Genomic DNA, 26,361 nt, shown 5'->3' with positions numbered 1-26,361 from the left:
CGTCACTGTAGGAGCGAGCTTGCTCGCGAAGAACTTGAGGGCGCCGCGGACATTCAGAATGCCCACGTCATCGTTAACGTCCATCGCGAGCAGGCTCGCTCCTACAATTGCTTTAGAGCTGTCCGTCGCGATCGCGGAAGCCCAGCAGATACAGCACACCATCCAGCCCAAGGGTGGAAATCGCCTGCTTCGCCGACTGTTTCACCAGCGGCTTGGCACGGAATGCCACGCCCAACCCGGCAATCGCCAGCATCGGCAAGTCGTTGGCGCCGTCGCCGACCGCAATGGTCTGCTCCAGTCGCAAGCCTTCCTTATGCGCCAGTTCTTTCAGCAGATCCGCCTTGCGTTGTGCATCGACAATCGGCTCGATTGCCACGCCGGTGACCTTGCCGTCGACCACTTCCAGCTCGTTGGCGAACACGTAGTCGATGCCTAACTTGGCCTGCAATTGCTTGGCGAAGTAGGTGAAGCCGCCCGACAGAATGGCGGTCTTGTAACCCAGACGCTTGAGTTCGGCGAACAGGGTTTCAGCGCCTTCGGTCAGACGCAGCGAGGCGCCGATCGAGTCCAGCACGCCGACATCCAGACCTTTGAGCAAGGCCAGGCGCTCTTTGAAGCTGGCGCGGAAGTCCAGTTCGCCAGCCATTGCCCGTTCGGTAATTTCCGAGACCTTGTCGCCCACACCAGCGGCCTTGGCCAACTCGTCGATCACTTCGGCTTCGATCAGGGTCGAATCCATGTCGAACACCGCCAGACGACGGTTGCGACGGAACAGCGAATCTTCCTGGAAGGCGATATCGACGTTCAGCTCTTGGGCGACGCTGAGGAATTCAGCACGCAGCGCCTGCGGATCGGCCGCTTCGCCACGCACGGAAAACTCGATGCAGCCTTTGCCCTTGTCAGCCGGGGTGTCCAGTGGCATGCGCCCGGACAAACGATCGATGTGGTCGATGTTCAGGCCGTATTTGGCGGTAATCGAGCTCACAGCCTGCAATTGCCCGGCGGTCACTTTGCGGGTCAGCAACGTCACGATGTGGCGTTTTTTGCCCTGGTTGCCGACCCACTGCTGGTAATCCTCTTCGGACACCGGCGTGAAACGCACCTGTTGATCCAGTTCGTAGCCTTTGAACAGGATGTCCTTGAGCACGGACTTGCCTTGCTCGGTGTCGGGAATTTCAACCAGGATGCCGAACGACAAAGTGTCGTGGATCACCGCCTGACCGATGTCGAGAATGTTCACACCACCCTGGGCCAGAACGCCGGTAATGGCCGCAGTCAGACCCGGACGGTCGACTCCCGTGATGTTTATCAGGACGATTTCGCGCAAGGCGCACCCCCGCAGGTGGAAAAAAACCGCATTCTACCCACATTCAGTGACCATCGGGCACCGTGAGCGCTTTGCCGGTCTAGGGCCTCTCGCTATACTGCGCGTCAACTTCACGGACAAAAGAGCCGAGCTCAAGTGAACCGGCCCACGCCAGTAAAAACCGATAACTTCTTCCTGCTGATCTTCCGGGCACTGCGCCACCGCCGTGTACCGATTGCATTACGCATCGCCAGCCATAACGTGATCCTGGTCGCTCTGGCCCTGGTGATCTACGCCTGCGTGATGGGTTTGCAGTTCAAGCAGGCCATGCACGAGCAGGCCGATGCGCTGGGCGAAAGCCTGACCACGCAGACCGCCACCTCGGCCACCGAGCTGTTGGTGTCCAACGACATCCTCAGCCTCAACGTGCTGCTCAACAACCTGACCAAGAACAAGCTGGTGGCCCACGCCGCCATCTATAGCGTGGACAACCGCATCCTCGCCGAAGCCGGTCAGCGCCCCAAGCACGGCCTGTTGGGCGAAGCCGAGGGCATGTACCAGAGCAAGATCACCTTCCAGGACGTGACCGCCGGCCAGCTGCGCATCAGCCTGGACATGGATCAGTTCCAGCAACCGATGACCATCAGCCTGCAAAGCATGGGCATCCTGAGTGCGATCCTGTTGGCGCTGTCCCTGGCCTTGAGCCTGCGCCTGGGCCGGCACATCTCCACGCCGCTCCTGCAATTGCGCGTATGGCTGCGCAATATCGACGAATACACCCCGGCCACCGAACGCCAGGATGAGATCGGCGACCTGGCGCGTCAGCTGCACGCCAATTTCGCCCCAGAGCCCGCCGAACCGGAACCGGTGCCGGAACCCGAGTTTGACGACGAAGATGACGATGCCGAGCCGGGCTTCGAAGTGCGTAACCTGCGCGACCCGAGTTTCGACGAAAGCCGCCCGATGGCAGCGTTGAAAGCGGCGCCACGGCGGGTTGTCAGCACCGTCGAAGACGATGACGACGACGATGCCTTCGCTGATTTGATCGATGAATCGGCAGACAGCGCAGCAAAACCGGTCGCCCGTCCTGCGCCATCGAACGTGCCACAACACAGTGCCGTTCTGGCTGTGCAGTTGGGTTCCCAGGAGCAGCTGCGTCGCTTGCCGCGCACTCGCCTGGAAGAACTGCTCAAACGCTACCGCGACTGCCTCGACCAGGCCGCGTCGCTCTACCAGAGTGAACTGCACACCCTGAACGATGGCAGCACGCTGATGCTGTTCCACACCGAAGATAGCGGTGACGACTACCTGACCAATGCCATCTGCTGCGGCGAGTTGCTGCGTGCGCTGGGCCATCAGTTGCAGATCGAAGTCGCCGACAGCGGCATCACCCTGCAATTGCAGTTGGGCCTGACCTTGGGCGACGAGTTGTTCGGCCTCAGCCAGATCGATCTGCTGCTGACCGACACCGCCCAGGATGCCCTGGCCCTGTCGCAACACAGCCGCAACCTGCTGCTGGTGGAGCGCAAGATCAGTGACGACGCGTTGATCCGTCAACGCGCACGGATCCGCCCGATTGCCAGCCCTGAAGGCGCTTGCTGCGTGGAGCGGTTGATGGAGCCTTATCCATCGATGCTGGAGCGGCAACTGGCGCGGATGCATGAGCGTCGGGCTTAAGCCGTAGGAGCTGCCGAAGGCTGCGATCTTTCAGCCTTTACATATTGAAGCCCGCAGATGATTGCTCGTCTGCGGGCTTTTTTATTGCCTGCCCCGGCCCCATCGCGGGCAAGCCTTGCTCCTACAAGTTCCGGGTTGTGCCCGTATTACACGTTGGACACGTTACCTGTAGGAGCAAGGCTTGCCCGCGATGAGGCCAGAACAGGCACCCGAGATCTCCAACGACAGAAACAACAAAGCCCGCACAAGGCGGGCTTTGGTTTGAATCGATCCAGCCTTAGAACCGGAACACTTCCATATCCGTACGGATCGGCGAAGCCATCGGGATCTTCGGCTGCTTTTCCGCTTCAGCCGCAGGCGCCACAGGCTTGGGTGCCGGTTTCTTTGGCGCTTCGGCGATCGGTGGCTGGTTGGCCAGCGGCTTGAGCGCGGTCGACAGCTGTTCGGCCAGTTTCTGCAACAACACGCCCTGAGCCTGAACCTGCGCTGCCGTGGTGCCAGCGTGCTGTTCCTGCAAATGAATGATGCGGTTGTCGCGCACCTGCCCACGGCGGTCGATCAAACGCCATTGCGCATCGAGGATCGCTGGCTGCTTTTGGCCGGAATCCAGACGCGTGATGGTCAGCAATACTTGAACATCCGGCGTGAAGCCAACGGTTGCCGGCGCCAACACCACGCGTTGGCTGTCCAGATGACCGGCGACCTGACGCAGCAGCAGCTGATCGATGTCCGAAGACAAGCTCCCGGCCCAACGACCGTCGGTGGAGGCTTGCAGGCTGCCATCGGGTTGACGCTGCAACAGGGTTTCGCGTTGCAGGTAGTCAGCAACGGTCACCGGGCCCAGCAATACCGCCATGCCCGCGTTTTGCGCAGGCTGAACCGGACTTCCGGCGTCCAGTTGGTACAGCGACACCGGCTGGTGAACGCTGCAACCCGCCAGGCCAAGAACGCCGGCGAGCATCAAAATAAAAGGAAGGCGCAGAGCAGTCATCGTCCCATCCAGGTGATTGCCACAAGGCTAACCACAGTGAAAATACTCAATAAATATGAAGAACGCTCGGCCACGCCGGCGCTTGAAAGGCCATATCATCCGTGAATATGCGTTCCGACTCCAGCGCCAAAGCGCCGATCTACGCGTTAAATCGTAGATCCGGCGCTCTAGGACGCTTAATTGAGGTTTTCGACGAGCAGCGCATCTACCCTCTGGAAGCCACGTGGCAATTTGTTACCACGACGCCCACGCTCACCCTTGTAGTGTTCGAGGTCGTCCGCTTTCAGTGACAAGGTACGTTTTCCGGCCTGCAGCACCAAAGTGGCGCCCTCCGGGATGACGGCGATGTCCGTGACATATTCTTCGCGACTGGCCACACGCTCACCGGAAATACCGATGATCTTGTTGCCTTTGCCCTTACCTAATTGTGGCAGATCGCTGATCTTGAAGATCAGCAGGCGACCTTCGGTGGTCACCGAAGCCAGCCAGTTCTGTTCACGATCGGCCACCGCACGCGGCAGGAGCACCTTGGCGTTGTTCGGCAGGCTCAACAGGGCCTTGCCCGCCTTGTTCTTGGCCTGCAGGTCTTCACCCTTGACCACGAAACCGTAACCGGCATCGGACGCGATGACGTACAGCGCATCATCTTCCGGCATCAGCACGCATTCGAAGCTTGCGCCCGGTGGCGGTGTCAGACGACCGGTCAGCGGTTCGCCCTGGCCACGGGCCGAAGGCAGTGTGTGGGCGGGCACCGAATAGCTGCGACCCGTGGAGTCGATGAACACCGCAAACTGGTTGGAACGCCCGGCGGCCAGTGCCTTGAAGCCATCGCCTGCCTTGTAGGAAAGTCCGGTGGCGTCGATTTCATGCCCTTTGGCGGAACGAATCCAGCCTTTTTCCGACAGCACGACCGTCACTTTTTCGTTCGGCAACAGATCGTGTTCAGTCAGCGCTTTGGCTTCAGTACGCTCGACGATTGGCGAACGGCGGTCATCGCCGTAGGTTTCAGCGTCCTTGATCAGCTCTGTGCGTACCAGTTTCTTCAGTTTGGCTTCGCTGCTCAGCAGCGCTTGCAGCTTGGCTTGTTCCTTGAGCAGTTCATCCTGCTCGGCACGCAGCTTCATTTCTTCCAGTCGCGCCAATTGACGCAAACGGGTGTCGAGGATGTAGTCGGCCTGGATTTCACTCAGGGCGAAACGCTCGATCAGCGCGGCTTTCGGATGTTCCTCGGTGCGGATGATATGAATCACTTCATCCAGGTTGAGGTAGGCAATCAACAAACCGTCCAACAGGTGCAGGCGACGCTCGACCTTGTCGAGACGGAATTGCAGGCGCCGACGAACGGTCTGCACCCGGAACTCCAGCCACTCGACCAGCAAGGCCCGCAGGTTTTTCAGCTGCGGCTTGCCATCCAGACCGATGATGTTGACGTTGACCCGGTAGCTCGATTCCAGCTCGGTGCTGGCGAACAAGTGCTGCATCAATGCGTCGTGGTCGAAGTTCTTCCGTGCCCCCGGAATGATCACGATCCGGCACGGGTTCTCGTGGTCGGATTCATCGCGCAAGTCGGCGATTTGCGGGGCCTTGGACGGCTTGGCCTGCATCATCGCGGCGATCTGTTCCAGCACCTTGGCGCCGGAGACCTGATGCGGCAGCGCGGTGACGATGATGTCGCCGTCTTCGATGTGATAAACGGCGCGCATGCGCACCGAGCCCTTGCCGGTTTCATACATTTTCAGCAGATCGGCACGCGGGGTGATGATTTCCGCTTCGGTCGGGTAATCCGGGCCCTGGATGTGTTCGCAGAGCTGTTCGACCGTGGCTTTCGGCTCATCGAGCAAACGCACGCAGGCACTGGCGACTTCGCGCAGGTTGTGCGGCGGTACGTCGGTGGCCATGCCCACGGCGATGCCGGTGGTGCCGTTGAGCAGGATATTCGGCAAACGTGCCGGTAACACCAGCGGTTCGTCGAGGGTGCCGTCGAAGTTCGGGCCCCAGTCCGCCGTGCCCTGGCCCAGTTCGCTGAGCAGCACTTCGGAATAACGCGACAGCCGCGCTTCGGTGTAACGCATGGCGGCGAAGGACTTCGGATCGTCCGGCGCACCCCAGTTGCCCTGGCCGTCCACCAGCGTGTAGCGGTAGCTGAACGGCTGGGCCATCAGCACCATGGCTTCATAGCAGGCCGAATCGCCGTGCGGGTGGAACTTGCCGAGCACGTCACCGACGGTACGCGCCGATTTCTTGTGCTTGGAATCGGCGTCCAGCCCCAACTCGCTCATGGCGTAAATGATGCGCCGCTGCACGGGCTTCAGGCCGTCGCCGATATGCGGCAAGGCACGGTCCATGATCACGTACATGGAGTAGTTGAGGTAGGCATTTTCGGTGAAGTCAGCCAGCGATCGGCGTTCTACGCCATCTAAGCTGTCTGCAAGGATGTCGCTCATGCGGGCCTCATCGGTTCGTTGTCTGGCGCAACAGCATGGTGCCACCGCGCTGGGTAAATTCAAGTTTGTTCAGTGCGCTCATGCCGAGCAGCACCTGGTCGCCATGCAGGCCGGGCGCCACCAGTGCGCGGACATCCCGCAGCACGATGTCGCCCAGTTGCAGGCGGTCGATACGGGTGCGATAGCCCTGGCTCAGGCCATTGGCCGTGCTCAGGGTCACACCGAAACCTTCTTCCAGTTTCAATCGCTTGGCCAAATCTGCCGGGATTGCCACATCGGTCGCCCCGGTGTCGAGCATGAAATCCACCGGCTGACCGTTGATTTGGCCGCTGGCGACGAAATGCCCCTGGGCGTTGCTCGCCAGTTTCACCTCGATAAAACCGTCGCCCTGCTCCGAGCTCACCACCACATTCGGGTTTTGCTGACGCTCTTCCCACTGACCGAAAAACCGCGTCGCCAGAAACAGTGCCGCGCACCAGGCCAGCACCATCAACACGCGACCGGCGCGCTTTCCCGGCGTTTGCTGACTCACGGCTTGGCGCTCCAGCCACCGTCAGGCGCGGCAAAGCGATAGACGATCGGACGAACCTCGCCATCGGCGCGGACACCGGTATTGTTGTCGATACCGATCCAGGCCCCCTCAGCGTCCACCACCAGCGCTTCCGCCAGGCCAAAAGGCTGTGGATAGCGCCGATTTTCCTGCAGCATCTCCTCGGCAAACGACCAGCAGCGCTCGACCTTGGCGGTCACCGCATCTCGACGGCAAATCTCGTACGCATTGCGCTCAAGGGTAAACAGCTTGCCGTTGAACAGTGAAAGGTCGGCAAAGTCCCGGGACGCGGCTCTGGCGTTGGGAAATTGTGCTGGCTGCATTTCTTTCCCGGCCTCACTCAGTAATACGCAACCGCCGTCGCAGTCCCAGACCGTCTGCTTGCGCTTGATCAGCAGCAACCCGCGGCTATCGCGCTCGGCGGCCAACCATAATTTGTCACCTTCAGGACTGATCGCCAGCCCTTCGAACAGCGCGTTGAAACGCAACAACATGCCACTGGCCCGTGCTTCGCGAACCATCAGCGGCGAAATCTTCAGCCAGGACGTCGGTCCGGTGGGCGGGATTTGCAGGACTGCCGCATGGGATTCACTGACCACGTAGCGATTACCCGCGCTGTCGCAGGTAATGCCCTCGAAATCCAGATCGCCGCCACGCACGAACGATGCCGCCCAGGCCCGCGAACGCAGCCCCCAGGGTAAGCCGCTGTCAGGTACAACAGGCACACCGATGCCCACGGTTTCCGCCTGCCAGACGCCACCTTGGGTATCGAGGCGATAGATCTGATCGTCGTCGCGGTCGGATACCGCCCACAGTTCCTTATTGCCACACTGCGCCAGCCCGGACAGGTTGCCGCCGCGCATGCCGTCGATGGCATGCTCGGACAACAGACGCAGTTGCGGTATCGGCTCGGCAGACACCGTGATCGAGGTCAGCAGCAACGCACACGCCAGGGCAAAGCCCAAGCGCATCAGCCCAGCACCTCCGCCAGGTTGCCCTTGGATTCCAGCCAGGTCTTGCGGTCGCCGGCGCGTTTCTTCGCCAGCAGCATGTCCATCATTTCCGAGGTCGCGTCGAAATCATCGCCCAACGTCAGTTGCACCAGGCGCCGGGTGTTCGGGTCCATGGTGGTTTCGCGCAGCTGCGGCGGGTTCATTTCACCCAGACCTTTGAATCGCGTGACTTGCGGCTTGCCGCGTTTCTTCTCGGCCACCAGGCGGTCGAGAATCCCGTCGCGTTCGGCTTCGTCGAGGGCGTAGTAGATTTCTTTGCCCAGGTCGATGCGGTACAGCGGCGGCATCGCGACGTAGACGTGACCGGCATCCACCAATGGGCGGAAATGCTGGACGAACAAGGCGCAGAGCAAGGTCGCGATGTGCAGGCCGTCGGAGTCGGCGTCGGCGAGGATGCAGATCTTGCCGTAACGCAGCTGGCTCATGTCCGCGGCGCCCGGATCGACACCGATGGCCACGGCGATGTTATGCACTTCCTGACTGGCCAGCACTTCGCTGCCGTCGACTTCCCAGGTGTTGAGGATCTTGCCGCGCAACGGCAGGATCGCCTGGAATTCTTTATCCCGCGCTTGCTTGGCCGAACCACCGGCGGAATCACCTTCCACCAGGAACAGCTCGGACCGCATCGGGTCCTGCCCGGCGCAATCAGCAAGCTTGCCTGGCAGTGCCGGACCTTGGGTAATACGTTTACGCTCGACCTTCTTGCTCGCCTTCAAGCGACGACCGGCGTTGTTGATCGCCAGTTCGGCCAGTGCCAGACCGGTTTCCGGATTGGCGTTGAGCCATAGGCTGAACGCATCCTTGACCACACCGGAAACGAACGCCGCCGCTTCGCGGGACGACAGACGTTCTTTGGTCTGGCCGGAGAATTGCGGCTCCTGCATTTTCATCGACAGGACAAAAGCGATGCGTTCCCAGACGTCTTCCGGCGCCAGCTTCACGCCGCGTGGCAACAGGCTGCGGAACTCACAGAATTCGCGCATGGCGTCGAGCAAGCCTTGGCGCAAACCGTTGACGTGAGTGCCGCCCTGCGCGGTCGGGATCAGGTTGACGTAGCTTTCCTGCACCGCGTCGCCGCCTTCCGGCAGCCACAGCAGCGCCCAGTCCACCGCTTCCTTGTTACCGGCAAAAGCGCCGCAGAACGGTTCGTCCGGCAGGCGTTCGAACTCGGTGACCGCGTCGACCAGGTAGGAACGCAGGCCGTCTTCGTAATGCCATTCGACTTTCTCGCCGGTGGCCTTGTCTTCAAAACTGACCAGCAGCCCCGGGCACAGTACGGCCTTGGCCTTGAGTACGTGTTTGAGGCGGCTGATGGAAAATTTCGGTGAATCGAAGTATTTCGGGTCCGGCGCGAAGAACACGCTGGTGCCGGTGTTGCGTTTGCCGACGGTACCTACGATTTCCAGCTCGGTGGCCTTGTAGCCGTCGGCGAAGGTCATCTGGTATTCGTTGCCGTCACGTTTTACACGCACCCGGACTTCGGTCGACAAGGCGTTGACCACCGAAATACCCACCCCGTGCAGACCGCCGGAGAATTGGTAGTTCTTGTTGGAAAACTTGCCGCCCGCATGGAGCTTGGTGAGGATCAGCTCAACGCCCGACACGCCCTCTTCGGGGTGAATGTCCACCGGCATGCCACGGCCGTCATCGCTGACTTCCAGCGAATGATCGGCGTGCAGGATGACTTGCACCGATTTGGCGTGCCCGGCCAAGGCTTCGTCGACGCTGTTGTCGATGACTTCCTGGGCGAGGTGGTTCGGCCGACTGGTGTCGGTGTACATGCCGGGGCGTTTGCGCACCGGGTCGAGGCCCGAGAGGACTTCGATGGCGTCGGCGTTATAAGAGCTAGCGCTGGGAGTGGCCATGGGGTCTCGTCGTCAGTCGTTCATTGAAAATAGGGGGCGAGGTTTCACAGTGCCGTGAAATCAATCGCCTGATACAAATCTGCGCCAATGCCGGCAAACGTCAGCATGGCTGGAAGCTGTGCGGCAAATCCCTGGAAACTATGGTCGCCACCGGCCTGGATACGCAAGGCACAGGCCCGGTAATACTGCTGGGCGAGGCGATAATCCAGCGTTTCATCACCGGTTTGCAACCATACCTGATAGCGCTGCGGATCCTGTGGCGCCGGCACTTCCAGTTCGGCCAGGGCCGTCACGTGGTCGTGGGTCAATTCCCAGGTTTCATCGGTATACAGGTTTTTCTGCGTTCCCAGGAATCCGTCGAACATCCGGTGCGGACTGACGGCAGGGTTGATCAGCAGGGCTTTCAGGCCATGGCGCTCGGCCAGGTGAGTCGCATAGTAGCCGCCGAGCGAGCTGCCGACCAGCAGCGGCCGACCGAGCTCGGCGATCGCCTGTTCCAGCTGACCGATGGCCTCGCGGGGATGATGATGCAGGGCAGGTACACGCAACTGGTCGCTCAGGCCCAGACGGTCCATCACTTCGCTCAACTGAGTGGCCTTTTTCGATGCAGGCGCGCTGTTGAAACCGTGGATATAAAGGATCGAACCGGACATTTGGACTCCCTGTGCGTCGGGTAAAGAAGGCGGGAGTTTACTGCATCAATACCCGTTGGAACCGTAATCCACCGTAAAATCGAAACCGGTGACCCGCTCCACTCCGGTTTCCAGCCGCCCATCAGGCATCAACCGCAACCAGCGATACCCCGGTGCCTGTTCTCCGACCTTGAAATCCTCGCTGCCGGGTTCGAACTGAATGCAGGTCGACGGCGAGGCGATCAGACGCACGCCGTTACGCAATTGATCAATTTCCTGATGCACATGCCCCCACAGCACGGCGCGCACCTGAGGAAAACGATCCAGGACTTCAAAAAACGCTTCGGGATTACGCAGCCCGATCGGCTCCATCCACGCACAGCCGATCGACACCGGATGGTGGTGGAGGCACACCAGATGATGGCGCTCCGGCGCTTCGCTCAACGAACGAGCCAGTAACTGCAACTGTTCATCCTGCAAGTAACCCGGCACCGAACCCGGCACCGCCGAATCGAGCAGCGTGACCCGCCAGTTGCCGATATCCACCACCGGCTCAAGCAAAGCGCTTTGCACCGCCGCCACCGCCATGATTTGCGGCTCGTCGTGATTGCCGGGAATCCAGCGCGCCGGCGCAGCGAGTTGTCGGGTCAGGTCGCGAAACTGCTGGTAAGACTCCAGCGTGCCGTCCTGAGACAGATCACCGGTGGCCAGAATCAGATCGATCTGCGGCTGCTGCGCCTGCACCAGTTCGATGACTTTTTGCAGGCTGTCGCGGGTGTTCATGCCCAGCAGCGTACCGCCCGCTTCGGCGAACAGATGACTGTCGGAGAGTTGCACCAGCAACGCCGGTTCGGCGGTGGACAATGTGGATACGCTCGGCAAGGTGTTCTCCCAGGGCGCGATCACGGGATCGGATGAATGGCGCAATTATGCTGGGGGACGCTCGAAAGGGGAAACCTGTGAACCTGACGCAGTTCACAACGCGGCTCAGAATTAACGTACGACTTCGTACTCATGCCCCAAGGCCAGGCAATGACTCAGCCATTCGCCCAGGAACATGTTCAGCTGAGCCTTTTCGTCAGGCTGGTGCATCGAGGCGTTCGGGTAAGGATAGATGCCGCGAAAGCGTCGCGCATGTTCGGCGCTGACCACTTCGGCCATGCAGGCGTCGTGATAGACCTGCACCTCCAGTTGCGGCACCGGCAGCCACGGCAGACTGTGTTCCTGACGCACTTGCAGGGTGGTGGTGTACGGACAGACCTGCAGCACCTCCAGCGCCAGCACGCCCAGCATCTGGTCGCCATGGGTCACGGCGATGCGCCGCGCCGCAGGCTCGCTGCGCATGTCCGGCAGCAGTCGCATCAGGCGCGCGTAATTCGCCTCGCAGGACGCTTGCAGCCCCACCAGGTCCACCCGATAGCGATCGCGCAGCTTGTTTACGACCATAACCCCCTCACTTCAACGCGGTTCAAAGCCAGCCATTGCAAGGCAATGATGGTGGCCGCGTTGGCAATACGTCCGTCGCGTACGGCTTGCAGGGCATCTTCAAACGCCCACACCGTGACGCGGATATCTTCTGCTTCTTCCTCCAGCCCATGCAGGCCGCCGGCCCCTTTACTGTCGCAACGCCCCAGGTACAAATGCACGAATTCGTTGCTGCCGCCCGGTGATGGAAAATACTTGGTCATCGGCCACAGCGCCCCGAACACAAGCCCAGCTTCCTCCTGCGCTTCGCGGTGAGCAACTTCTTCCGGTTGTTCGTCTTTGTCGATCAGACCAGCGACCAGTTCGATCAGCCATGGATTGTCGGTCTTGCCAATGGCGCCGACGCGAAACTGCTCGATCAGCACCACTTCGTCGCGCTGTGGATCATAAGGCAGCACACACACCGCATCGTGGCGAACAAACAGTTCACGGCTGATTTCACGACTCATGCCGCCGGCGAACAATTCGTGGCGCAAGTGCACGCGATCGAGTTTGTAAAAACCCTCGAAGCATTTTTCGCGCCGGACGATATCGACGGCGGTCGGAATGGCGTTGGCAAAATCAGTCATGACAATCCTCGTTCTACAAATCCTGTTCGAGGCTACATTTTTTCCTGAGCCTCGACTTCGCGCCATCCTAACGCGCCCGTGACGTTTGATGCAGCCCCTTTCCCGTCAGCGGGATAGACGGTGAGGGCGAAACCCACTCTAATTAGCTTAGTGGCGAACTGACTGCCCCGTTGAGAGTCGAAGCGGGTAACTTTTTGCCTTTCCCTGATTTATGAAGGACACCCATGTCGCTTTTTAAAATCGCCTCCGTGGCCGCCATCGCCCTGACTCTGGGCGCGTGCCAGAGCCTGTTCCAGCCCAACTACAGGGCGCCGCTGGAAACCACCCGCGACGCCACCGAACAGCTCAAGCCAGGCTGCTCGGACCAGGACTGCCCGCTGGTGAACATCGACACCGTGCACTTCCCGGCCGAGCCACAGTTGGACGGCATCATCGAAAAACGCTTGCTGCAAATGACCCGCACCTCGCCCGATGCGCAAGTGGCGCCGACGCTGGCGGCCTATCGCGAACAGTTTTTGCGCACCGCCGGTCCGCGCAACAGCAGCTACCTGCAAGCGAAAGTACGCGAGCAGCATGACGGCTTGGTGATTGTCGAATTATCCAGCTACCTGGACACGGGCGGTGCCCATGGCACGCCGGGGCGCGGCTTCATCAACTATTCACGCCAGCAGCACAAAGTGCTGACGCTGTCGGACATGCTGGTGCCGGGGCAGGAAGAAGCGTTCTGGAAAGCGGCGCAAGTGGCGCACAACAGCTGGTTGATCAGCACCAAGCTCGATCAGGAACCGGAGTTCGTGAAGAGCTGGCCGTTCCAGAAAACCCAGAACGTGGCGCTGACCTATGGCGGGGTGATCCTCAAGTACGAAACCAGCAGCATCGCGCCTTACGCGCTGGGCCATGTCGAACTGAAGATCCCCTACCCTCGCCTGAACGGCATTATCAAGCCCGAGCTGTTTCCCGGCCGTAACTGAAGGCCCGGCCCAGCACCAGTTGCAGCAGCCCTGCCACCACCAATGCTGGCAGGGTTGCGCCGATGTCCGGATACAGATTGGCCAGCAGATGATAAGTGCTGACCCCGCCCAGCCAGGCGAGCAGCGCCGGCCAGCGCAATGCGGCTGACGCCACCTGGCCACTGCGTTTGCGCAGGATGAAGTGATCCACCAGCACCACGCCGAACAGCGGCGCAAATACCGAGCCGATCAACAGCAGGAAGTTCTGGTACTGCGCCAATGGCGCCAGCAAGGCGATCAAGGTGCAGACCACGCCGATGGCCAACGCCAGGTGCTCGACTTTCAAGCGCAACAGAATCCCGCTGGACACCGCCGCCGAGTGAATATCGGCAAAGGCGTTTTCCGATTCATCCAGCAGAATCAGCAGCAGCGGAATCCCCAGGCCGGCACCCGCCAGCGCCAACAGCAAAGCATTGACTTCACCGCTCGGCGCGAACGCCAGCGTGTAGGCCACACCCAGGCTCATCAGCCAGAAATTACCGATGAAGAAACCGATGGCGGTGCCACCGAAGACGTTTTTCGCCCGCTTGCCGAAACGCGAGTAGTCGGCAATCAGCGGCAGCCACGACAGCGGCATGGCGATGGCAATGTCGAAGCCCACGGCGAACGGCATCGAACCGTCACCAGCTTGTGCCCACAACGCGGCCAGATCAGCCTTGGCGAACAGGTTCCAGGTCAGCCAGATGCACGCAGCCAGCAGCAGCCAGATGCCCCACTTACGCAGGATCTGGCGCACGAAGGTCAACGGCCCACTGACGGCCAACAAGGTTGCCAAGGCGCCGAAGAACAGCGTCCACAGTATCGGGTTGGACATTGCGCTACCGTCGCTGAAAGCCTTTGCGCCCAGCAGGCTGGCGGCATCGCGCATGACGATGATTTCGAACGAGCCCCAACCGATCAGTTGCAACAGGTTCAGCACCGCCGGCAGGCTCGCGCCTTTGGCACCGAGGCTGAGTTTGAGTGCGGCCATCGACGACAGGCCGGTGTCGCTGCCGATCACGCCGACCGCTGCCAGCAACAGAACGCCAACCAGCGTGCCGAGGAAAATCGCCAGCAACGAGCCGGACAGGCCCAGGCCCGGTGCGAGCAGTGCGCCGGTCTGCAGGACCATCAGGCCGATGCCGAGGGAGAACCACAGGGAAAACAGGTCGCGACCGCCGAAGACACGTTTGTCGATCGGCACCGCGATATCAGGTGAATAAGTGCTGGGTTGAATGCTCAAGGGTGTTATCTCAGAGGGACATTTGTTGTTGTGATGATTTGTGACCCCTTGTGGCGAGGGAGCTTGCTCCCGCTGGTCTGCGAAGCAGACCCAAATTCAGTCACCGCGCTCCGACAGTCAGATCGCGATTGCCGGATTTACGACTGCTTCGCAGCCGAGCGGGAGCAAGCTCCCTCGCCACAGAGGTAAGCGGCGCACCTAAGTGCGCCGGTCAGATCAAACTTTTTGGTACAGCTGACTGCCTTCCTTCTTGAAGCGCTCGGCCTGTTCGGCCATGCCTTGGGCGACATCCACGTCCACCGCCTCGATCCGTTGGTTGGCCGCGTACTCGCGGACTTCCTGGGTGATTTTCATTGAGCAGAATTTCGGCCCGCACATCGAACAAAAGTGCGCGACCTTCGCCGAATCCTTCGGCAACGTCTCATCGTGATACGAACGAGCGGTGTCCGGATCAAGGCCCAGGTTGAACTGGTCTTCCCAACGGAATTCGAAGCGCGCCTTGCTCAAGGCATTGTCGCGGATCTGCGCGCCCGGATGCCCTTTCGCCAGATCGGCGGCGTGCGCGGCGATCTTGTAGGTGATGATCCCGGTCTTCACGTCATCCTTGTTCGGCAGGCCCAGGTGTTCCTTCGGCGTCACGTAGCAGAGCATGGCGCAACCGAACCAGCCGATCATCGCCGCACCGATGCCGGAGGTGATGTGGTCGTAGCCCGGTGCAATGTCGGTGGTCAGCGGGCCGAGGGTGTAGAACGGCGCCTCGTCGCAGCACTCCAGCTGCTTGTCCATGTTCTCTTTGATCAACTGCATCGGCACGTGGCCAGGACCTTCGATCATGCACTGCACGTCGTGCTTCCAGGCAATCTTGGTCAACTCGCCGAGGGTTTCCAGTTCGCCGAATTGCGCTTCGTCGTTGGCATCGGCAATCGAGCCCGGACGCAGGCCATCGCCCAGCGAGAAGCTGACGTCGTAGGCCTTCATGATTTCGCAGATTTCGTCGAAATGGGTGTAGAGGAAGTTCTCTTTGTGGTGCGCCAGGCACCACTTGGCCATGATCGATCCGCCACGGGAAACGATACCGGTGACGCGTTTGGCGGTCATCGGCACGTAGCGCAACAGCACGCCGGCGTGGATGGTGAAGTAGTCGACGCCCTGCTCGGCCTGCTCGATCAACGTGTCGCGGAACAGCTCCCAGGTCAGGTCCTCGGCCACGCCGTTGACCTTCTCCAGCGCCTGGTAGATCGGCACGGTACCGATCGGCACCGGCGAGTTGCGGATAATCCACTCGCGGGTTTCGTGAATGTGTTTGCCTGTGGACAAATCCATCACCGTGTCCGAACCCCAGCGAATGCCCCAGGTCAGTTTCGCCACTTCTTCTTCAATGGACGAACCCAAGGCACTGTTGCCGATGTTGCCGTTGATCTTCACCAGGAAGTTACGGCCGATGATCATCGGTTCCAGTTCGGTGTGGTTGATGTTGGCCGGAATGATCGCGCGGCCGCGGGCGATTTCTTCGCGTACAAATTCAGGGGTGATTTCTTTCGGGATGCTCGCGCCGAAACTGTGGCCGGCGTGCTGCTGCTTCAACAGGCCGGCAGCGCGGGCCTCTTGCAACTTCATGTTTTCGCGGATGGCGACGTATTCCATCTCGGCAGTGATGATGCCTTTGCGCGCGTAGTGCATCTGGCTGACGTTGGCCCCGGCCTTGGCGCGGCGCGGGTTGTTCACGTGGGCAAAACGCAGCTTGGTCAGCTCGGCATCGGCGAGGCGTTCCTGACCGAAGTTCGAGCTCAGACCGCTCAGGCGTTCGGTGTCGCCACGGTCGTCGATCCACGCCGAACGCACATCGCCCAGGCCTTTGCGCACGTCGATCACCACGTTCGGATCGGTGTACGGACCCGAGGTGTCGTAGACCGTTACCGGCGCATTGATTTCGCCGCCGAAGTCGGTCGGTGTCACGTCGAGGGAGATTTCCCGCATTGGTACGCGGATGTCCGGGCGAGAGCCCTGTACGTAGATTTTTTGCGAACGGGTAAACGGCTGAACCGACTGCTCATCGACCTTGGCCGATTCACTCAGATTGATCGCGTTTTTTGCTTTTATGGTCATCACGGGCTCTCCAGACAGCATCCAGGCAGTGGATTGTCGGAGCAGAACCTGAAAGGCACGGACGCACCAGGACTGGTGCTGTGCGTCGTCACACGGGGAGCGTTCGATTGTCGAACAATTTCCCGGACGAAGCACAAGAGGACTCGCCGGGTGACGAGAAATCTTGTTCCCTACGCAGGCGCTAACCTGATCAGGTTCAACGGGATCCGAAATTATTCGATCTCAGCCTCATAGCAAGGCACCCCGACAAGAACCCGGCCAGTCTAGACACAACTGGCAGAGAACGCCAACCCCGCTGCAAACACCATGATGAATGGCGCAATTACCGGGAACGGCAGGATTGTTGCCGCTTGAATGCGCAACTACACTCGCTACGCCAAGCTGCGCATTGACGCTGTAGGGGCCGCGCCGTACCTTGGCGCCAGAATTATTCTCATAATATCAATGCTAGGGATCGCCTCATGCTGCGCAAACTTTCACTGGCTGTTGCCGTGTCTTGTGCGTCCACCACAATGGCCTGGGCAGCAGAAGCGCCTATGTCGACAAAGAACGATCTGGTCAGCGTCTATCAGGAGGCGGTAGACAACAACGCCGACCTCGCCGCAGCCATCGCCCAGTATGGCGCGCAGAAAGAAGTCGTACCGCAGGCCCGCGCCGGGCTGCTGCCCAATCTGTCGGGTGGCGCGGATGTCACCAGCGTTCGCACGTCGATCGATCAACCGTCGGCCACCGCCAACCGCAATGCGCACTCCTACCAGGCAACCCTGGCGCAGCCACTGTTCCGTGCCGATCGCTGGTTCCAGTTCCAGGCCGCCAAGGACGTCAACGAACAGGCCGCCCTGCAACTCTCGGCGACCGAGCAAAACCTGATTCTGCAAACCGCCGACAGTTATTTCAACGTGCTGCGCAGCCAGGACAACCTGGCCTCGACCAAAGCCGAAGAAGCCGCGTTCAAGCGTCAACTGGACCAGTCCAACGAGCGTTTCGATGTCGGTCTCTCGGACAAGACCGACGTACTGAACTCACAGGCCAGCTACGACACCGCGCGCGCCAACCGGATCGTCGCGCAGCGCCAGGTGGATGATGCCTTCGAAGCGTTGGTGACCCTGACCAACCGTCGATACAACGCCATCTGGGGCATTTCCCATAACTTGCCGATCCTGCCGCCAGCACCGAATGATGCCAAGGCCTGGGTCGAAACCGCGGCCAGACAGAACCTCAATCTGTTGGCCAGCAACTACGCCGTCAGCGCCGCCGAGCAAACCCTCAAACAGCGCAAAGCCGGCCATGCACCGACCGTCGACGCGGTGGCCCGATACGAAAAAGGCGACAACGATGCACTGGGTTTCAGTAACCCGAACGCCTTCGGCCAGCCGTACAAAGGTGACGTCGAGCAATCCTCGATCGGCCTGCAACTGAACATCCCGATCTACAGCGGCGGCCTGATCAATTCCCAGGTGCGCCAGTCCTACTCGCAACTGGACCAGACCGAGCAGCAACGCGAATCCCTGCGACGGCAGATCGTCGAAAACACCCGCGACTTGCACCGCGCGGTGAACACCGACGTCGAGCAGGTACAGGCGCGCAAGCAATCGATCATTTCCAACCAGAGTGCGGTGGAAGCGACTGAAATCGGCTATCAGGTGGGTACGCGAAACATCGTCGACGTGCTGGATGCGCAGCGTCAGCTGTACACCTCGGTGCGTGATTACAACAACACCCGCTACGACTACATCCTCGACAACCTGCGCCTCAAGCAACAGGCCGGGACGTTGAATCCGGGGGATTTGCAGGATCTGGCGCGCTGGCTCAAGGCTGATTACAACCCGGACAAGGATTTCCTGCCGCCGGATCTGGCCAAGGCTGCGGCTGAACAGCTCAAAGCAAGACCGGGCCAATAAACCCTGTAGGAGCACGGCTTGCCGGCGATGGCATCCTCGAGATCGCTATCGCCGGCAAGCCGTGCTCCTACAGGTTTGTGTGCACCGTACCACCCAGATTTACCGGTCGATCAACCGCCCCAACCCATCCAGCAACCTCTGCAACGCGCCCTGATTGGTCCGCATCACTTTCAGCCCCGCCTCCGCCATGCGCTGCGCATCCCTCGGCAATTCAAACAAACGCTGCACCGCCAGCGCCAGCCCTTCGGCGTCTTCCACTTCCTGCAACGCCCCGGCACTGCGCAATTGCGCGGCGATTTCGAGGAAGTTGAACAGGTGCGGGCCGCTTAAAACCGGTTTGGCCAGCGCCGCCGGTTCCAGCAGGTTATGCCCGCCGTTCGGCACCAGGCTGCCGCCGACAAAAGCGCTGTCGGCCAAGGCATAGAGAAACAGCAGTTCACCCATGGTGTCGCCCAACAACACTGAAGTGGCGGCGGTGACCGGCTCACCGCTGGAGCGCCGGACCGTGGCGAACCCCTGCTGCTGGCACAACCCGAACACCGAATTGAAACGCTCTGGATGACGCGGCACCAGAATCAGCAATGCATCGGGATGTCCGGCCAGCAATTGACGATGCGCCGCCAGCACCACTTCATCTTCGCCGTCGTGAGTACTGGCGGCGATCCACACCGGGCGCTCCTGCGCCTGCCATTGCCCGCGCAACTCGGCGGCACGCTGCAACAGTTGCGGGTCGATGGTCAGGTCGAACTTGATCGAACCCGTCACCTCGACGGTTTCAGCACGCGCGCCCAGGTTACGAAAGCGCAGGGCCTCGGCTTCGGTCTGCACCGCGAACAGGCTCATCTCGGCGAGCATCGGCCCGGTCAGTTTGCCGAAGCGGCCATAACCCTTGGCCGAGCGCTCGGACAATCGCGCATTGGCCAACGCCACGGGAATCCCGCGCTTGGCGCACTGATGAATGTGGTTGGGCCACAGCTCGGTTTCCATGATCACCGCCAGTTTTGGCCGGACCCGATCAAGAAAGCGCTTTGCCGCACAGGGCAAGTCATACGGCAGATAGCAGTGCTGGATGCGCGGCTCATTGGCGAACAACGCGTGGATGCGCTCCGAGCCGGTCGGAGTCATGCAGGTCACGGTGATCGGCAGGTCTGGATAACGCTGCAACAGGGCGCGAATCATCGGCGCAGCGGCAATGCTCTCGCCCACCGACACCGCGTGCACCCAGATGCCACCCGGTTTCATCGCCGGCATCCCATAGGAGAAACGCTCGCCAATGCGCTTGGCATACGCCGGCGCCTTGCGCGAACGCAGCCACAGCCGAATCGCCACCAATGGCAGCCCCAGATAAAACAGCGCGGTATAGAGAGTTCTATTCATGGCGGCGGAGTTTATCGGCTTTTCTCGCCGATCGCCTGCAAGTGCACGGCAAAACGTTCGGCAAGCCAGCGCGCGGCCGGGCCGAGCGGTTCATCACGACGCCAGACCAACTCAACCACCAGTGCTGGCGGGGTCCATTCGCTGCTCAGTTCAACCATCTGGCCGTGATAGGTCGGGTACTGCACCACATGGCGCGGCAGCCAGGCCCAACCGAGGCCGCGCACCAGCCATTCGGCCATCACGTAAAAACTGTCGGCGCGCCAGACTTGCGGGCTGGCCGGCTCGCTGCCGGGGTAAACACTGGATTGGGTGGACATCAGCAACTGGCGATGCTGCGCCAGTTGCTGGCAATCGACCTGCGCCTGCTTCGCCAAAGGATGATCGACGCCGCAGACGGTCACCATTTCCACACTGCCGAGCACCCGCCGCTCCAGCGCTTCCGGGATCTGATCGTGAAAGAACAGCAAGCCGAGATCGGCGCGACGCTCCACCAGTTTGCGTGCGACTTCGCCTTGGGCAGCGCTGGTCAATTGCACTTCAAGGCTGGGGAATTTTTCAGCCAGCGCCTCAAAACTTTCGATGACCGGTGAATACGGCATCGCCTCGTCCTGAGCCAGTCGCAGGCGCGCCTCTTGCCCGCGCATCATCGCCAGCGCCCGGCCGTTGAGACGCTCACATTGGCGCAGCACTTCACGCGCCTCATCCAGCAATGCAGTCCCGGCCTCAGTGAGTTTCGGCTGACGGCCGCTGCTGCGGTCGAACAGGCTCACGCCCAGGTCTTCCTCCAGCAATGCAATCGAACTACTGACCGCCGATTGCGCCTTGCGCTGGTCCCGCGCCACGGCGGAAAACGAACGTTGCTCCGCTACGCTGACAAACAAGCGCAACTGCTCCAGATTCCATTGCATGTTCATGGCTCAACCCATCTTCCAAACAGATAGGTAATGACTTTACCGCATCTGGAGAATCTCTAGAATGCCGACCTGAGAGAGCAACACTTCACACGAGGATTGAACCATGACCGCTTACTACTACCTGGCCATAGCCATCTGCGCCGAAGTGATTGCCACTGTTTCGATGAAAGCGGTCAAAGGCTTCAGCACGCCGTTGCCGCTGGTGCTGGTCATCGTCGGCTATGGCATCGCCTTCTGGATGCTGACCCTGGTGGTGCGCAGCGTACCGGTGGGCGTTGCCTACGCGGTGTGGGCCGGCATGGGCATCGTGATGGTCAGCGTCGCCGCGCTGTTTATATATGGGCAGAAGCTAGATGTACCGGCGATGCTGGGCATGGCGCTGATTGTGTTGGGTGTTGTGGTGATTCAACTCTTCTCCAAAACCGCAGGGCATTGAAAAAAGATCGCAGCCTGCCGCAGCTCCTACAAAGGCGAACCGTATCCATCTGTAGGAGCTGCCGCAGGCTGCGATCTTTATTCCTCGCCGAGCTCTGTATACTGCGCCCTCGTCTTGAACACTGAGGTCGCCGCATGCCATCCGTAATTTCCACCGACGTTCTGATTGTCGGCGCTGGTGTCGCCGGCCTCTGGCTGAACGCGCGCCTGCGCCGCCAGGGTTTTTCGACCGTGCTGGTGGAAAGCGCCAGCCTCGGCGGCGGGCAGAGCGTGAAGTCCCAGGGCATCATTCACGGCGGCGCCAAGTACGCGCTGCACGGCGCGCTGACCGGTGCCTCGGAAGCCATCGCCGACATGCCGCGCCGCTGGCGTGAAGCCTTGGCCGGTGACGGCGAGCTGGACCTGTCCGGTGTGCGCCTGCTGTCCGAAGCCCATTACCTGTGGTCCCCCGGCACGATCGCCGGCAACCTCACCAGTTTCTTCGCCAGCAAAGCCGTGCGCGGCCGCGTCGATCAGGTCAAGGGCGACCAACTGCCGCCCGCTCTGCAAGACAAACGTTTCAAGGGCAAGGTCTATCGCTTGGCCGAACTGGTGATCGACGTGCCGAGTCTGGTCCAGCGCCTGGCCGACCTGGCCGGTGACGGTTTGCTCGCCGGCCAAAAAATCGAACCGCTGCTGGAGGGTGGCGTGCTGGTCGGACTGAAGGTGGACGAACGCGAGATCCGCGCGCAACGCATCGTCTTGAGCGCTGGCGCCGGCACTGCTGCGCTGCTCGAAGCGCTGGGCCTGAGCCAACCGGCCATGCAACGCCGCCCGCTGCACATGATCATTGCCAAAGGCCCGAGCCTCAAACCGCTGTACGCCCACTGCCTGGGTGGCGGCACCAAACCGCGGATTACCGTGACCACGCACCCGGCGGCCGATGGTCAGTGGGTCTGGTACATGGGCGGCGATATCGCCGAAAGCGAAGGCGTGGCCCGTGAGCCCGCCGAACAGATTGCCACCGCACAGAAAGAACTTGGCCAATTGCTGCCCTGGATCGATCTGAGCACCGTGCAATGGGCCACCTTGCGCGTGGATCGTGCCGAACCGCTGCAATCGGGGCTGACCCGTCCCGACAATGCGTTCCTCGCCGAGGAAGGTCGACTGCTGGTGGGCTGGCCAACCAAACTGGCGTTGGCCCCGGACTTCGCCGACCGCGTGATCGCCAGCCTGGCCCGCGACGGCATTCAACCGGGTCCGGTGACCGCGCTGCCGCCGCTGCCAAAACCGCCAATGGGCGTTCCGGCCTGGGAGCAATTGCTGCCATGAGCCAACCAACGCTGCACGACCTGCATCGTCCCTTGGGCACCACCGGCCTGCTGGTATCGCCGCTGGGCCTGGGCACGGTAAAACTCGGTCGCGATCAAGGGGTGAAGTACCCCAACGGTTTCCAGATCCCGGATGATGATGAAGCGCGGATGCTGCTCAAACTCACGCGCGATCTGGGCATCAACCTGATCGACACCGCTCCGGCCTACGGTCGCAGCGAAGAGCGCCTTGGCCCATTGCTGCGTGGTCAGCGTCAGGATTGGGTGATTGTCAGCAAGGTCGGCGAAGAGTTTGCCGACGGTCAGTCGCGCCACGATTTCAGCGCCGCGCATACTCGGTTCTCGGTAGAGCGCAGCCTGCAACGGCTGGAAACGGATTTCATCGATCTGGTGCTGGTGCACTCCGATGGCAACGATATGGCCATCCTCAACGACTGCGAAGTCTATGCGACCCTCGCCGAGCTCAAGGCTGAGGGCAAGATTCGCGGCTTCGGCTTTTCCGGCAAAACCGTTGAAGGCGGTTTGAAGGCGCTGGAGCAAGGTGATTGCGCGATGGTCACCTACAATCTGAACGAACAAACCGAGAAGCCGGTCATTGACTATGCTGCTGCTCACGGCAAAGCCATTCTGGTGAAAAAAGCCCTCGCCAGCGGCCACGTGTGCCTGAGTCCGGGGGTGGATCCGGTGCGTGCCAGTTTCGAGTTGTTGTTTGAACATCCGGGTGTTGCCAGTGCTATTGTCGGGACCATCAATCCGCTGCACCTCGCCCATAACGTCGCGACCGTTGCCCAAGTCCTACGTAGCAACTGATGCCGCCCCACGCGGCCTTAAGCAGGAGCCGACATGCCGCGTACGCTCATAAGAAAGAACCCGAGCAACTTCAAGACCCTGCCGTTATTCGTCGAAGCGACTCCCGAAGGCCTGAGTTATCAGAGCGTCGGGAGACCGCTCAACTTCTCCCAGATCCTGCAACGTCGCCGCCCGGTAACCGTCGCCGATAGCGAGCGGTTTTCTCTTGAGCTGGCCAACCTCGGGGTTTCGGTGCGCCTGACCCTGCATTGGCAGAATCGCGATTACTGGGTGTTGGTGCGCCAACGTCGCCAGGACCGTGGCGACGTAGTGCTCAAGCTGATTTCCGGATATGTACCGGCCCATGAACTGAACCTGCCGTTGCACACGGCGATCCAGGAAATTGCCGAGGAGTGCCTGCTGGAAACCCCGGAAGGCTGGCTCGGCGGGCGCTTCAACGATACATGGCTGCCGGCGCCCTATTCGTCTGCCCTGCATTACCGCGAAGCCCTGCCGTTTCGCCTGACGCCATTGTCGGGCTCGGCACGACCGGTGCGCTGCGCCAATCTGCAGTTGATCGAACGTCCACGGGCCTATGTGCACTTGCCGACCGCGTCGTTGCAGTTGATCTACGATTTGCGCCTGGACGTGCCCAAGGAAGCCAAGCCCCTGAGCCTGTTCCATGTCGACGAACGACTGGAAGGCGATCAACTGGTGGCCCGCCTCGACCGCAAGCGTCCCGATCTGTACCTGATGCCTTTGCAGGACGGCCACCCCACGGCCGAGCTCTATACCTTGAAAAAGGATCAGCTGTATCCGGCGAGCACGCGAGGGTTGTACCTGGCGGAAAGCTTTGCCCGACAGGAAGGCTGGCTGGTGAGGGATGAGCGGATTCGCTGGAAGGATTGGGTGCGGCAGCAGGGATTGACCCCACCAGGGAAGAATTCGGGGTTGGCGCTATTACGCGGGAAAGCGAAGCAGCTGCTGAAGAAGATCGTGCCGCGCAAGGCTGCACGATAGTCTGATCAGGACGCTGTTGTGGCGAGGGAGTTTGCTCCCGTTGGGTCGCGGAGCGACCCTAAAACCTACAATCGAGTTGCACCAGGCAAACCGCATGCAATGATTTACGACCGCTTCGCAGTCGAACGGGAGCAAGCTCCCTCGCCACAGTGATCACACGTCACTCGGACTTGCGGATCTTCTCGACAATCGCGGTCGTGGAGCTGTTTTCAACCAGCCCCAGCACTTTCACGGTGCCGCCGTAAGCGGTCACGATGTCCGCGCCGACCACTTGATCGATCCCGTAGTCACCGCCCTTGACCAACACATCCGGTTTGACCTCGCGCAGCAGGTTCTCCGGCGTGCCTTCAGGGAAGCTGATCACCCAGTCCACCGCGCCCAGACCTGCCAGCACGGCCATGCGCCGGTCGACACTGTTGATCGGACGACCCGGCCCTTTCAGGCGGCTGACCGACGCATCGTCGTTAACCGCAACGATCAGGCGATCGCCTTGCGCCCGCGCCTGTTCCAAGTAAGTCACGTGACCGGCATGCAGGATGTCGAAGCAGCCGTTGGTGAAGACGATCTTCTCGTTGTGCGCACGGGCATCGTCGACTGCCAGCAGCAGTTGTTCGAGACCCAGTACGCCGCGCTCGGAACCTTCTTCACGCTGGATGGCGCGACGCAACTCCGGCGCGCTGATGGCCGCCGTACCGAGTTTGCCGACCACGATGCCCGCCGCCAGGTTGGCCAGGCCCACCGCATGCGGCAGTTCCTCTCCGGCAGCAATTGCTGCCGCCAGGGTGGAAATCACCGTGTCGCCGGCACCGGTCACGTCGAACACTTCACGGGCGCGGGCCGGCAGGTGCAGCGCCGGATGATCCGGGCGCAACAGGGTCATGCCGTGTTCGCCACGGGTGACCAGCAAGGCGCCGAGGTCGAGGTCGTGCATCAACTGCGCGCCCTTGCTCACCAACTCGTGCTCATCGGCGCAACCGCCGACGATGGTTTCGAATTCGCTGAGGTTCGGCGTGATCAGGCTCGCACCGCGATAGATCGAGAAATCCTTGCCCTTGGGATCGGCCAGTACCGGAATGCCACGGGCACGGGCGGCCTGGATCAGTACCTGATGATTTTTCAGCGCGCCTTTGCCGTAGTCGGACAGCACCAGCACCTTGATGCCTTCGAGCAGTTCGTCGACTTGCACCGACAACTCCAGGGCATCTGTGGCGAAGGGTTCTTCGAAGTCGATACGCAACAGTTGCTGGTGACGACTCATGACCCGCAACTTGACGATGGTCGGCTGGTGCGCAATGCGCTGGAACAACGCCCGTACACCGGCACCCTTGAGGCTATTGGCCAAGCTGTCGGCGGCTTCATCGTCGCCGGTCACACCGACCAATGAGGCCGGTGCGCCAAGGGCGGCAATGTTCAACGCAACGTTGGCGGCACCGCCCGGGCGGTCCTCGATGTGATCGACCTTGACTACCGGTACTGGCGCCTCAGGAGAAATCCGTGAGGTACCACCATGCCAGTAACGGTCGAGCATGACATCGCCGACCACCAAGACAGGGGCTTGATCGAATCGCGGCATGGACAACTTCATGGAGCAACCCACATACAAAATGAACAGGGGCGCGATATTAACACAGGGTAGGCATCGGCTTGTGCGACGGCTGTAACGGATAAATTCTCGAAGGCGACTGTAGGAGCTGTCGAGAGCAACGAGGCTGCGATCTCTTGATCTTCTTTAAAAACAAAATCAA

Annotated in this window: 22 protein-coding genes, 1 pseudogene and 1 riboswitch; of the genes and pseudogenes, 7 read left to right on the top strand and 16 right to left on the bottom strand. The window is 60.9% G+C overall.

From position 1 onward, the window contains the following. Positions 1-3 precede the first annotated feature (3 nt). Positions 4-84, bottom strand: a pseudogene (locus V6Z53_RS04865) (outer membrane lipoprotein carrier protein LolA); the annotation flags it as partial. A gap of 28 nt (positions 85-112) precedes the next feature. Continuing rightward, a complete protein-coding gene (gene serB, locus V6Z53_RS04860) occupies positions 113-1,327 on the bottom strand; it encodes a phosphoserine phosphatase SerB (RefSeq protein WP_034148725.1) in 1,215 nt (404 codons plus the stop codon). A 135-nt stretch (positions 1,328-1,462) separates the two neighbouring features. Here serB and V6Z53_RS04855 point away from each other — a divergent pair, with 135 nt between their 5' ends. Continuing rightward, a complete protein-coding gene (locus V6Z53_RS04855; protein WP_338584410.1) occupies positions 1,463-2,983 on the top strand; it encodes an AhpA/YtjB family protein in 1,521 nt (506 codons plus the stop codon). Between the two features lie 277 nt (positions 2,984-3,260). On the opposite strand, the gene V6Z53_RS04850 is transcribed toward V6Z53_RS04855, so the two are convergent. From V6Z53_RS04850 to V6Z53_RS04810, 9 genes are all read right to left on the bottom strand, one after another. After that, complete coding sequence (locus tag V6Z53_RS04850) at positions 3,261-3,974, bottom strand: ABC-type transport auxiliary lipoprotein family protein (RefSeq protein WP_338584409.1); 714 nt, start codon at positions 3,972-3,974, stop codon at positions 3,261-3,263. A gap of 176 nt (positions 3,975-4,150) precedes the next feature. Next, entirely contained in the window at positions 4,151-6,418 is a 2,268-nt protein-coding gene (gene parC, locus V6Z53_RS04845; protein WP_338584408.1) for a DNA topoisomerase IV subunit A, read from the bottom strand. A 7-nt stretch (positions 6,419-6,425) separates the two neighbouring features. Next, complete coding sequence (locus V6Z53_RS04840; protein ID WP_338584407.1) at positions 6,426-6,950, bottom strand: TIGR02281 family clan AA aspartic protease; 525 nt, start codon at positions 6,948-6,950, stop codon at positions 6,426-6,428. Beyond that, positions 6,947-7,939 carry an esterase-like activity of phytase family protein gene (locus V6Z53_RS04835; protein ID WP_338584406.1) on the bottom strand — a complete coding sequence of 331 codons (993 nt, stop codon included), beginning with the start codon at positions 7,937-7,939 and terminating at the stop codon, positions 6,947-6,949. The genes V6Z53_RS04840 and V6Z53_RS04835 overlap by 4 nt, the downstream gene beginning before the upstream one ends. After that, positions 7,939-9,846, bottom strand: coding sequence for a DNA topoisomerase IV subunit B (gene parE / locus V6Z53_RS04830; protein ID WP_338584405.1), 1,908 nt, complete (start codon positions 9,844-9,846; stop codon positions 7,939-7,941). Before parE ends, V6Z53_RS04835 begins: the two co-directional genes overlap by 1 nt. A gap of 44 nt (positions 9,847-9,890) precedes the next feature. Continuing rightward, positions 9,891-10,499 carry a YqiA/YcfP family alpha/beta fold hydrolase gene (locus tag V6Z53_RS04825; protein WP_338584404.1) on the bottom strand — a complete coding sequence of 203 codons (609 nt, stop codon included), beginning with the start codon at positions 10,497-10,499 and terminating at the stop codon, positions 9,891-9,893. Between the two features lie 45 nt (positions 10,500-10,544). After that, positions 10,545-11,360: a 3',5'-cyclic-AMP phosphodiesterase gene (gene cpdA / locus V6Z53_RS04820; protein WP_338584403.1), complete on the bottom strand. Its 816-nt coding sequence runs from the start codon at positions 11,358-11,360 to the stop codon at positions 10,545-10,547. Between the two features lie 111 nt (positions 11,361-11,471). Next, positions 11,472-11,924: a DUF1249 domain-containing protein gene (locus V6Z53_RS04815; protein WP_008063540.1), complete on the bottom strand. Its 453-nt coding sequence runs from the start codon at positions 11,922-11,924 to the stop codon at positions 11,472-11,474. Then, positions 11,915-12,532, bottom strand: coding sequence for an NUDIX domain-containing protein (locus tag V6Z53_RS04810; protein WP_338584402.1), 618 nt, complete (start codon positions 12,530-12,532; stop codon positions 11,915-11,917). Before V6Z53_RS04810 ends, V6Z53_RS04815 begins: the two co-directional genes overlap by 10 nt. 224 nt (positions 12,533-12,756) lie before the next feature. Here V6Z53_RS04810 and V6Z53_RS04805 point away from each other — a divergent pair, with 224 nt between their 5' ends. Then, complete coding sequence (locus tag V6Z53_RS04805; RefSeq protein WP_338584401.1) at positions 12,757-13,503, top strand: RsiV family protein; 747 nt, start codon at positions 12,757-12,759, stop codon at positions 13,501-13,503. On the opposite strand, the gene cytX is transcribed toward V6Z53_RS04805, so the two are convergent. Further along, positions 13,472-14,764, bottom strand: coding sequence for a putative hydroxymethylpyrimidine transporter CytX (gene cytX, locus V6Z53_RS04800; RefSeq protein WP_338584400.1), 1,293 nt, complete (start codon positions 14,762-14,764; stop codon positions 13,472-13,474). The genes V6Z53_RS04805 and cytX overlap by 32 nt on opposite strands. A 216-nt stretch (positions 14,765-14,980) precedes the next feature. Next, positions 14,981-16,870 (bottom strand): phosphomethylpyrimidine synthase ThiC, encoded by a 1,890-nt coding sequence (gene thiC, locus V6Z53_RS04795; RefSeq protein WP_338584399.1) that lies wholly within the window; start codon positions 16,868-16,870, stop codon positions 14,981-14,983. Positions 16,871-17,020: 150 nt separating this feature from the next. After that, positions 17,021-17,126, bottom strand: a riboswitch (TPP riboswitch). Between the two features lie 205 nt (positions 17,127-17,331). On the opposite strand from thiC, the gene V6Z53_RS04790 reads away from it, so the two are divergent. Beyond that, entirely contained in the window at positions 17,332-18,771 is a 1,440-nt protein-coding gene (locus tag V6Z53_RS04790) for a TolC family outer membrane protein (RefSeq protein WP_338584398.1), read from the top strand. A gap of 99 nt (positions 18,772-18,870) precedes the next feature. Here the strand turns inward: V6Z53_RS04790 and waaA are convergent, their stop codons facing one another. Both waaA and V6Z53_RS04780 read right to left on the bottom strand, forming a co-directional pair. Then, complete coding sequence (gene waaA / locus V6Z53_RS04785) at positions 18,871-20,148, bottom strand: lipid IV(A) 3-deoxy-D-manno-octulosonic acid transferase (RefSeq protein ID WP_338584397.1); 1,278 nt, start codon at positions 20,146-20,148, stop codon at positions 18,871-18,873. A gap of 11 nt (positions 20,149-20,159) precedes the next feature. Next, positions 20,160-21,062, bottom strand: a complete 903-nt coding sequence (locus V6Z53_RS04780; protein WP_338584396.1) for a LysR family transcriptional regulator — start codon at positions 21,060-21,062, stop codon at positions 20,160-20,162. Positions 21,063-21,165: 103 nt separating this feature from the next. On the opposite strand from V6Z53_RS04780, the gene V6Z53_RS04775 reads away from it, so the two are divergent. The 4 genes from V6Z53_RS04775 (at position 21,166) to V6Z53_RS04760 (ending at position 24,616) form a co-directional block, all read left to right on the top strand. After that, on the top strand, positions 21,166-21,498 hold the full coding sequence (locus V6Z53_RS04775) for a multidrug efflux SMR transporter (RefSeq protein WP_015093202.1): 333 nt from the start codon (positions 21,166-21,168) through the stop codon (positions 21,496-21,498). A gap of 134 nt (positions 21,499-21,632) precedes the next feature. Next, the gene (locus V6Z53_RS04770) at positions 21,633-22,808 is read left to right on the top strand and encodes an FAD-dependent oxidoreductase (RefSeq protein WP_338584395.1); all 1,176 of its coding nucleotides are present in this window, start codon (positions 21,633-21,635) and stop codon (positions 22,806-22,808) included. Then, positions 22,805-23,617, top strand: a complete 813-nt coding sequence (locus tag V6Z53_RS04765; protein ID WP_338584394.1) for an aldo/keto reductase — start codon at positions 22,805-22,807, stop codon at positions 23,615-23,617. Before V6Z53_RS04770 ends, V6Z53_RS04765 begins: the two co-directional genes overlap by 4 nt. A gap of 33 nt (positions 23,618-23,650) precedes the next feature. Further along, complete coding sequence (locus tag V6Z53_RS04760; RefSeq protein WP_338584393.1) at positions 23,651-24,616, top strand: metal ABC transporter ATPase; 966 nt, start codon at positions 23,651-23,653, stop codon at positions 24,614-24,616. Between the two features lie 160 nt (positions 24,617-24,776). Here V6Z53_RS04760 and hldE read toward each other — a convergent pair whose 3' ends face one another. After that, the gene (gene hldE / locus V6Z53_RS04755) at positions 24,777-26,201 is read right to left on the bottom strand and encodes a bifunctional D-glycero-beta-D-manno-heptose-7-phosphate kinase/D-glycero-beta-D-manno-heptose 1-phosphate adenylyltransferase HldE (protein WP_150704323.1); all 1,425 of its coding nucleotides are present in this window, start codon (positions 26,199-26,201) and stop codon (positions 24,777-24,779) included. Positions 26,202-26,361: the final 160 nt, after the last annotated feature.

Source organism: Pseudomonas sp. MAG733B (assembly GCF_036884845.1).
GTDB lineage: Bacteria > Pseudomonadota > Gammaproteobacteria > Pseudomonadales > Pseudomonadaceae > Aquipseudomonas.
This window is presented reverse-complemented; position numbering and strand designations above follow the sequence as displayed.

What these genes read in the sequence shown, in the direction of transcription:
- V6Z53_RS04850 (WP_338584409.1), bottom strand. Translation starts at nt 3,974, where the DNA reads ATGACTGCTCTGCGCCTTCCTTTTATTTTGATGCTCGCCGGCGTTCTT.
- parC (WP_338584408.1), bottom strand. Translation starts at nt 6,418, where the DNA reads ATGAGCGACATCCTTGCAGACAGCTTAGATGGCGTAGAACGCCGATCG.
- V6Z53_RS04835 (WP_338584406.1), bottom strand. Translation starts at nt 7,939, where the DNA reads ATGCGCTTGGGCTTTGCCCTGGCGTGTGCGTTGCTGCTGACCTCGATC.
- parE (WP_338584405.1), bottom strand. Translation starts at nt 9,846, where the DNA reads ATGGCCACTCCCAGCGCTAGCTCTTATAACGCCGACGCCATCGAAGTC.
- V6Z53_RS04825 (WP_338584404.1), bottom strand. Translation starts at nt 10,499, where the DNA reads ATGTCCGGTTCGATCCTTTATATCCACGGTTTCAACAGCGCGCCTGCA.
- V6Z53_RS04815 (WP_008063540.1), bottom strand. Translation starts at nt 11,924, where the DNA reads ATGGTCGTAAACAAGCTGCGCGATCGCTATCGGGTGGACCTGGTGGGG.
- V6Z53_RS04810 (WP_338584402.1), bottom strand. Translation starts at nt 12,532, where the DNA reads ATGACTGATTTTGCCAACGCCATTCCGACCGCCGTCGATATCGTCCGG.
- V6Z53_RS04805 (WP_338584401.1), top strand. Translation starts at nt 12,757, where the DNA reads ATGTCGCTTTTTAAAATCGCCTCCGTGGCCGCCATCGCCCTGACTCTG.
- thiC (WP_338584399.1), bottom strand. Translation starts at nt 16,870, where the DNA reads ATGACCATAAAAGCAAAAAACGCGATCAATCTGAGTGAATCGGCCAAG.
- V6Z53_RS04790 (WP_338584398.1), top strand. Translation starts at nt 17,332, where the DNA reads ATGCTGCGCAAACTTTCACTGGCTGTTGCCGTGTCTTGTGCGTCCACC.
- waaA (WP_338584397.1), bottom strand. Translation starts at nt 20,148, where the DNA reads ATGAATAGAACTCTCTATACCGCGCTGTTTTATCTGGGGCTGCCATTG.
- V6Z53_RS04780 (WP_338584396.1), bottom strand. Translation starts at nt 21,062, where the DNA reads ATGAACATGCAATGGAATCTGGAGCAGTTGCGCTTGTTTGTCAGCGTA.
- V6Z53_RS04775 (WP_015093202.1), top strand. Translation starts at nt 21,166, where the DNA reads ATGACCGCTTACTACTACCTGGCCATAGCCATCTGCGCCGAAGTGATT.
- V6Z53_RS04770 (WP_338584395.1), top strand. Translation starts at nt 21,633, where the DNA reads ATGCCATCCGTAATTTCCACCGACGTTCTGATTGTCGGCGCTGGTGTC.
- V6Z53_RS04765 (WP_338584394.1), top strand. Translation starts at nt 22,805, where the DNA reads ATGAGCCAACCAACGCTGCACGACCTGCATCGTCCCTTGGGCACCACC.
- V6Z53_RS04760 (WP_338584393.1), top strand. Translation starts at nt 23,651, where the DNA reads ATGCCGCGTACGCTCATAAGAAAGAACCCGAGCAACTTCAAGACCCTG.
- hldE (WP_150704323.1), bottom strand. Translation starts at nt 26,201, where the DNA reads ATGAAGTTGTCCATGCCGCGATTCGATCAAGCCCCTGTCTTGGTGGTC.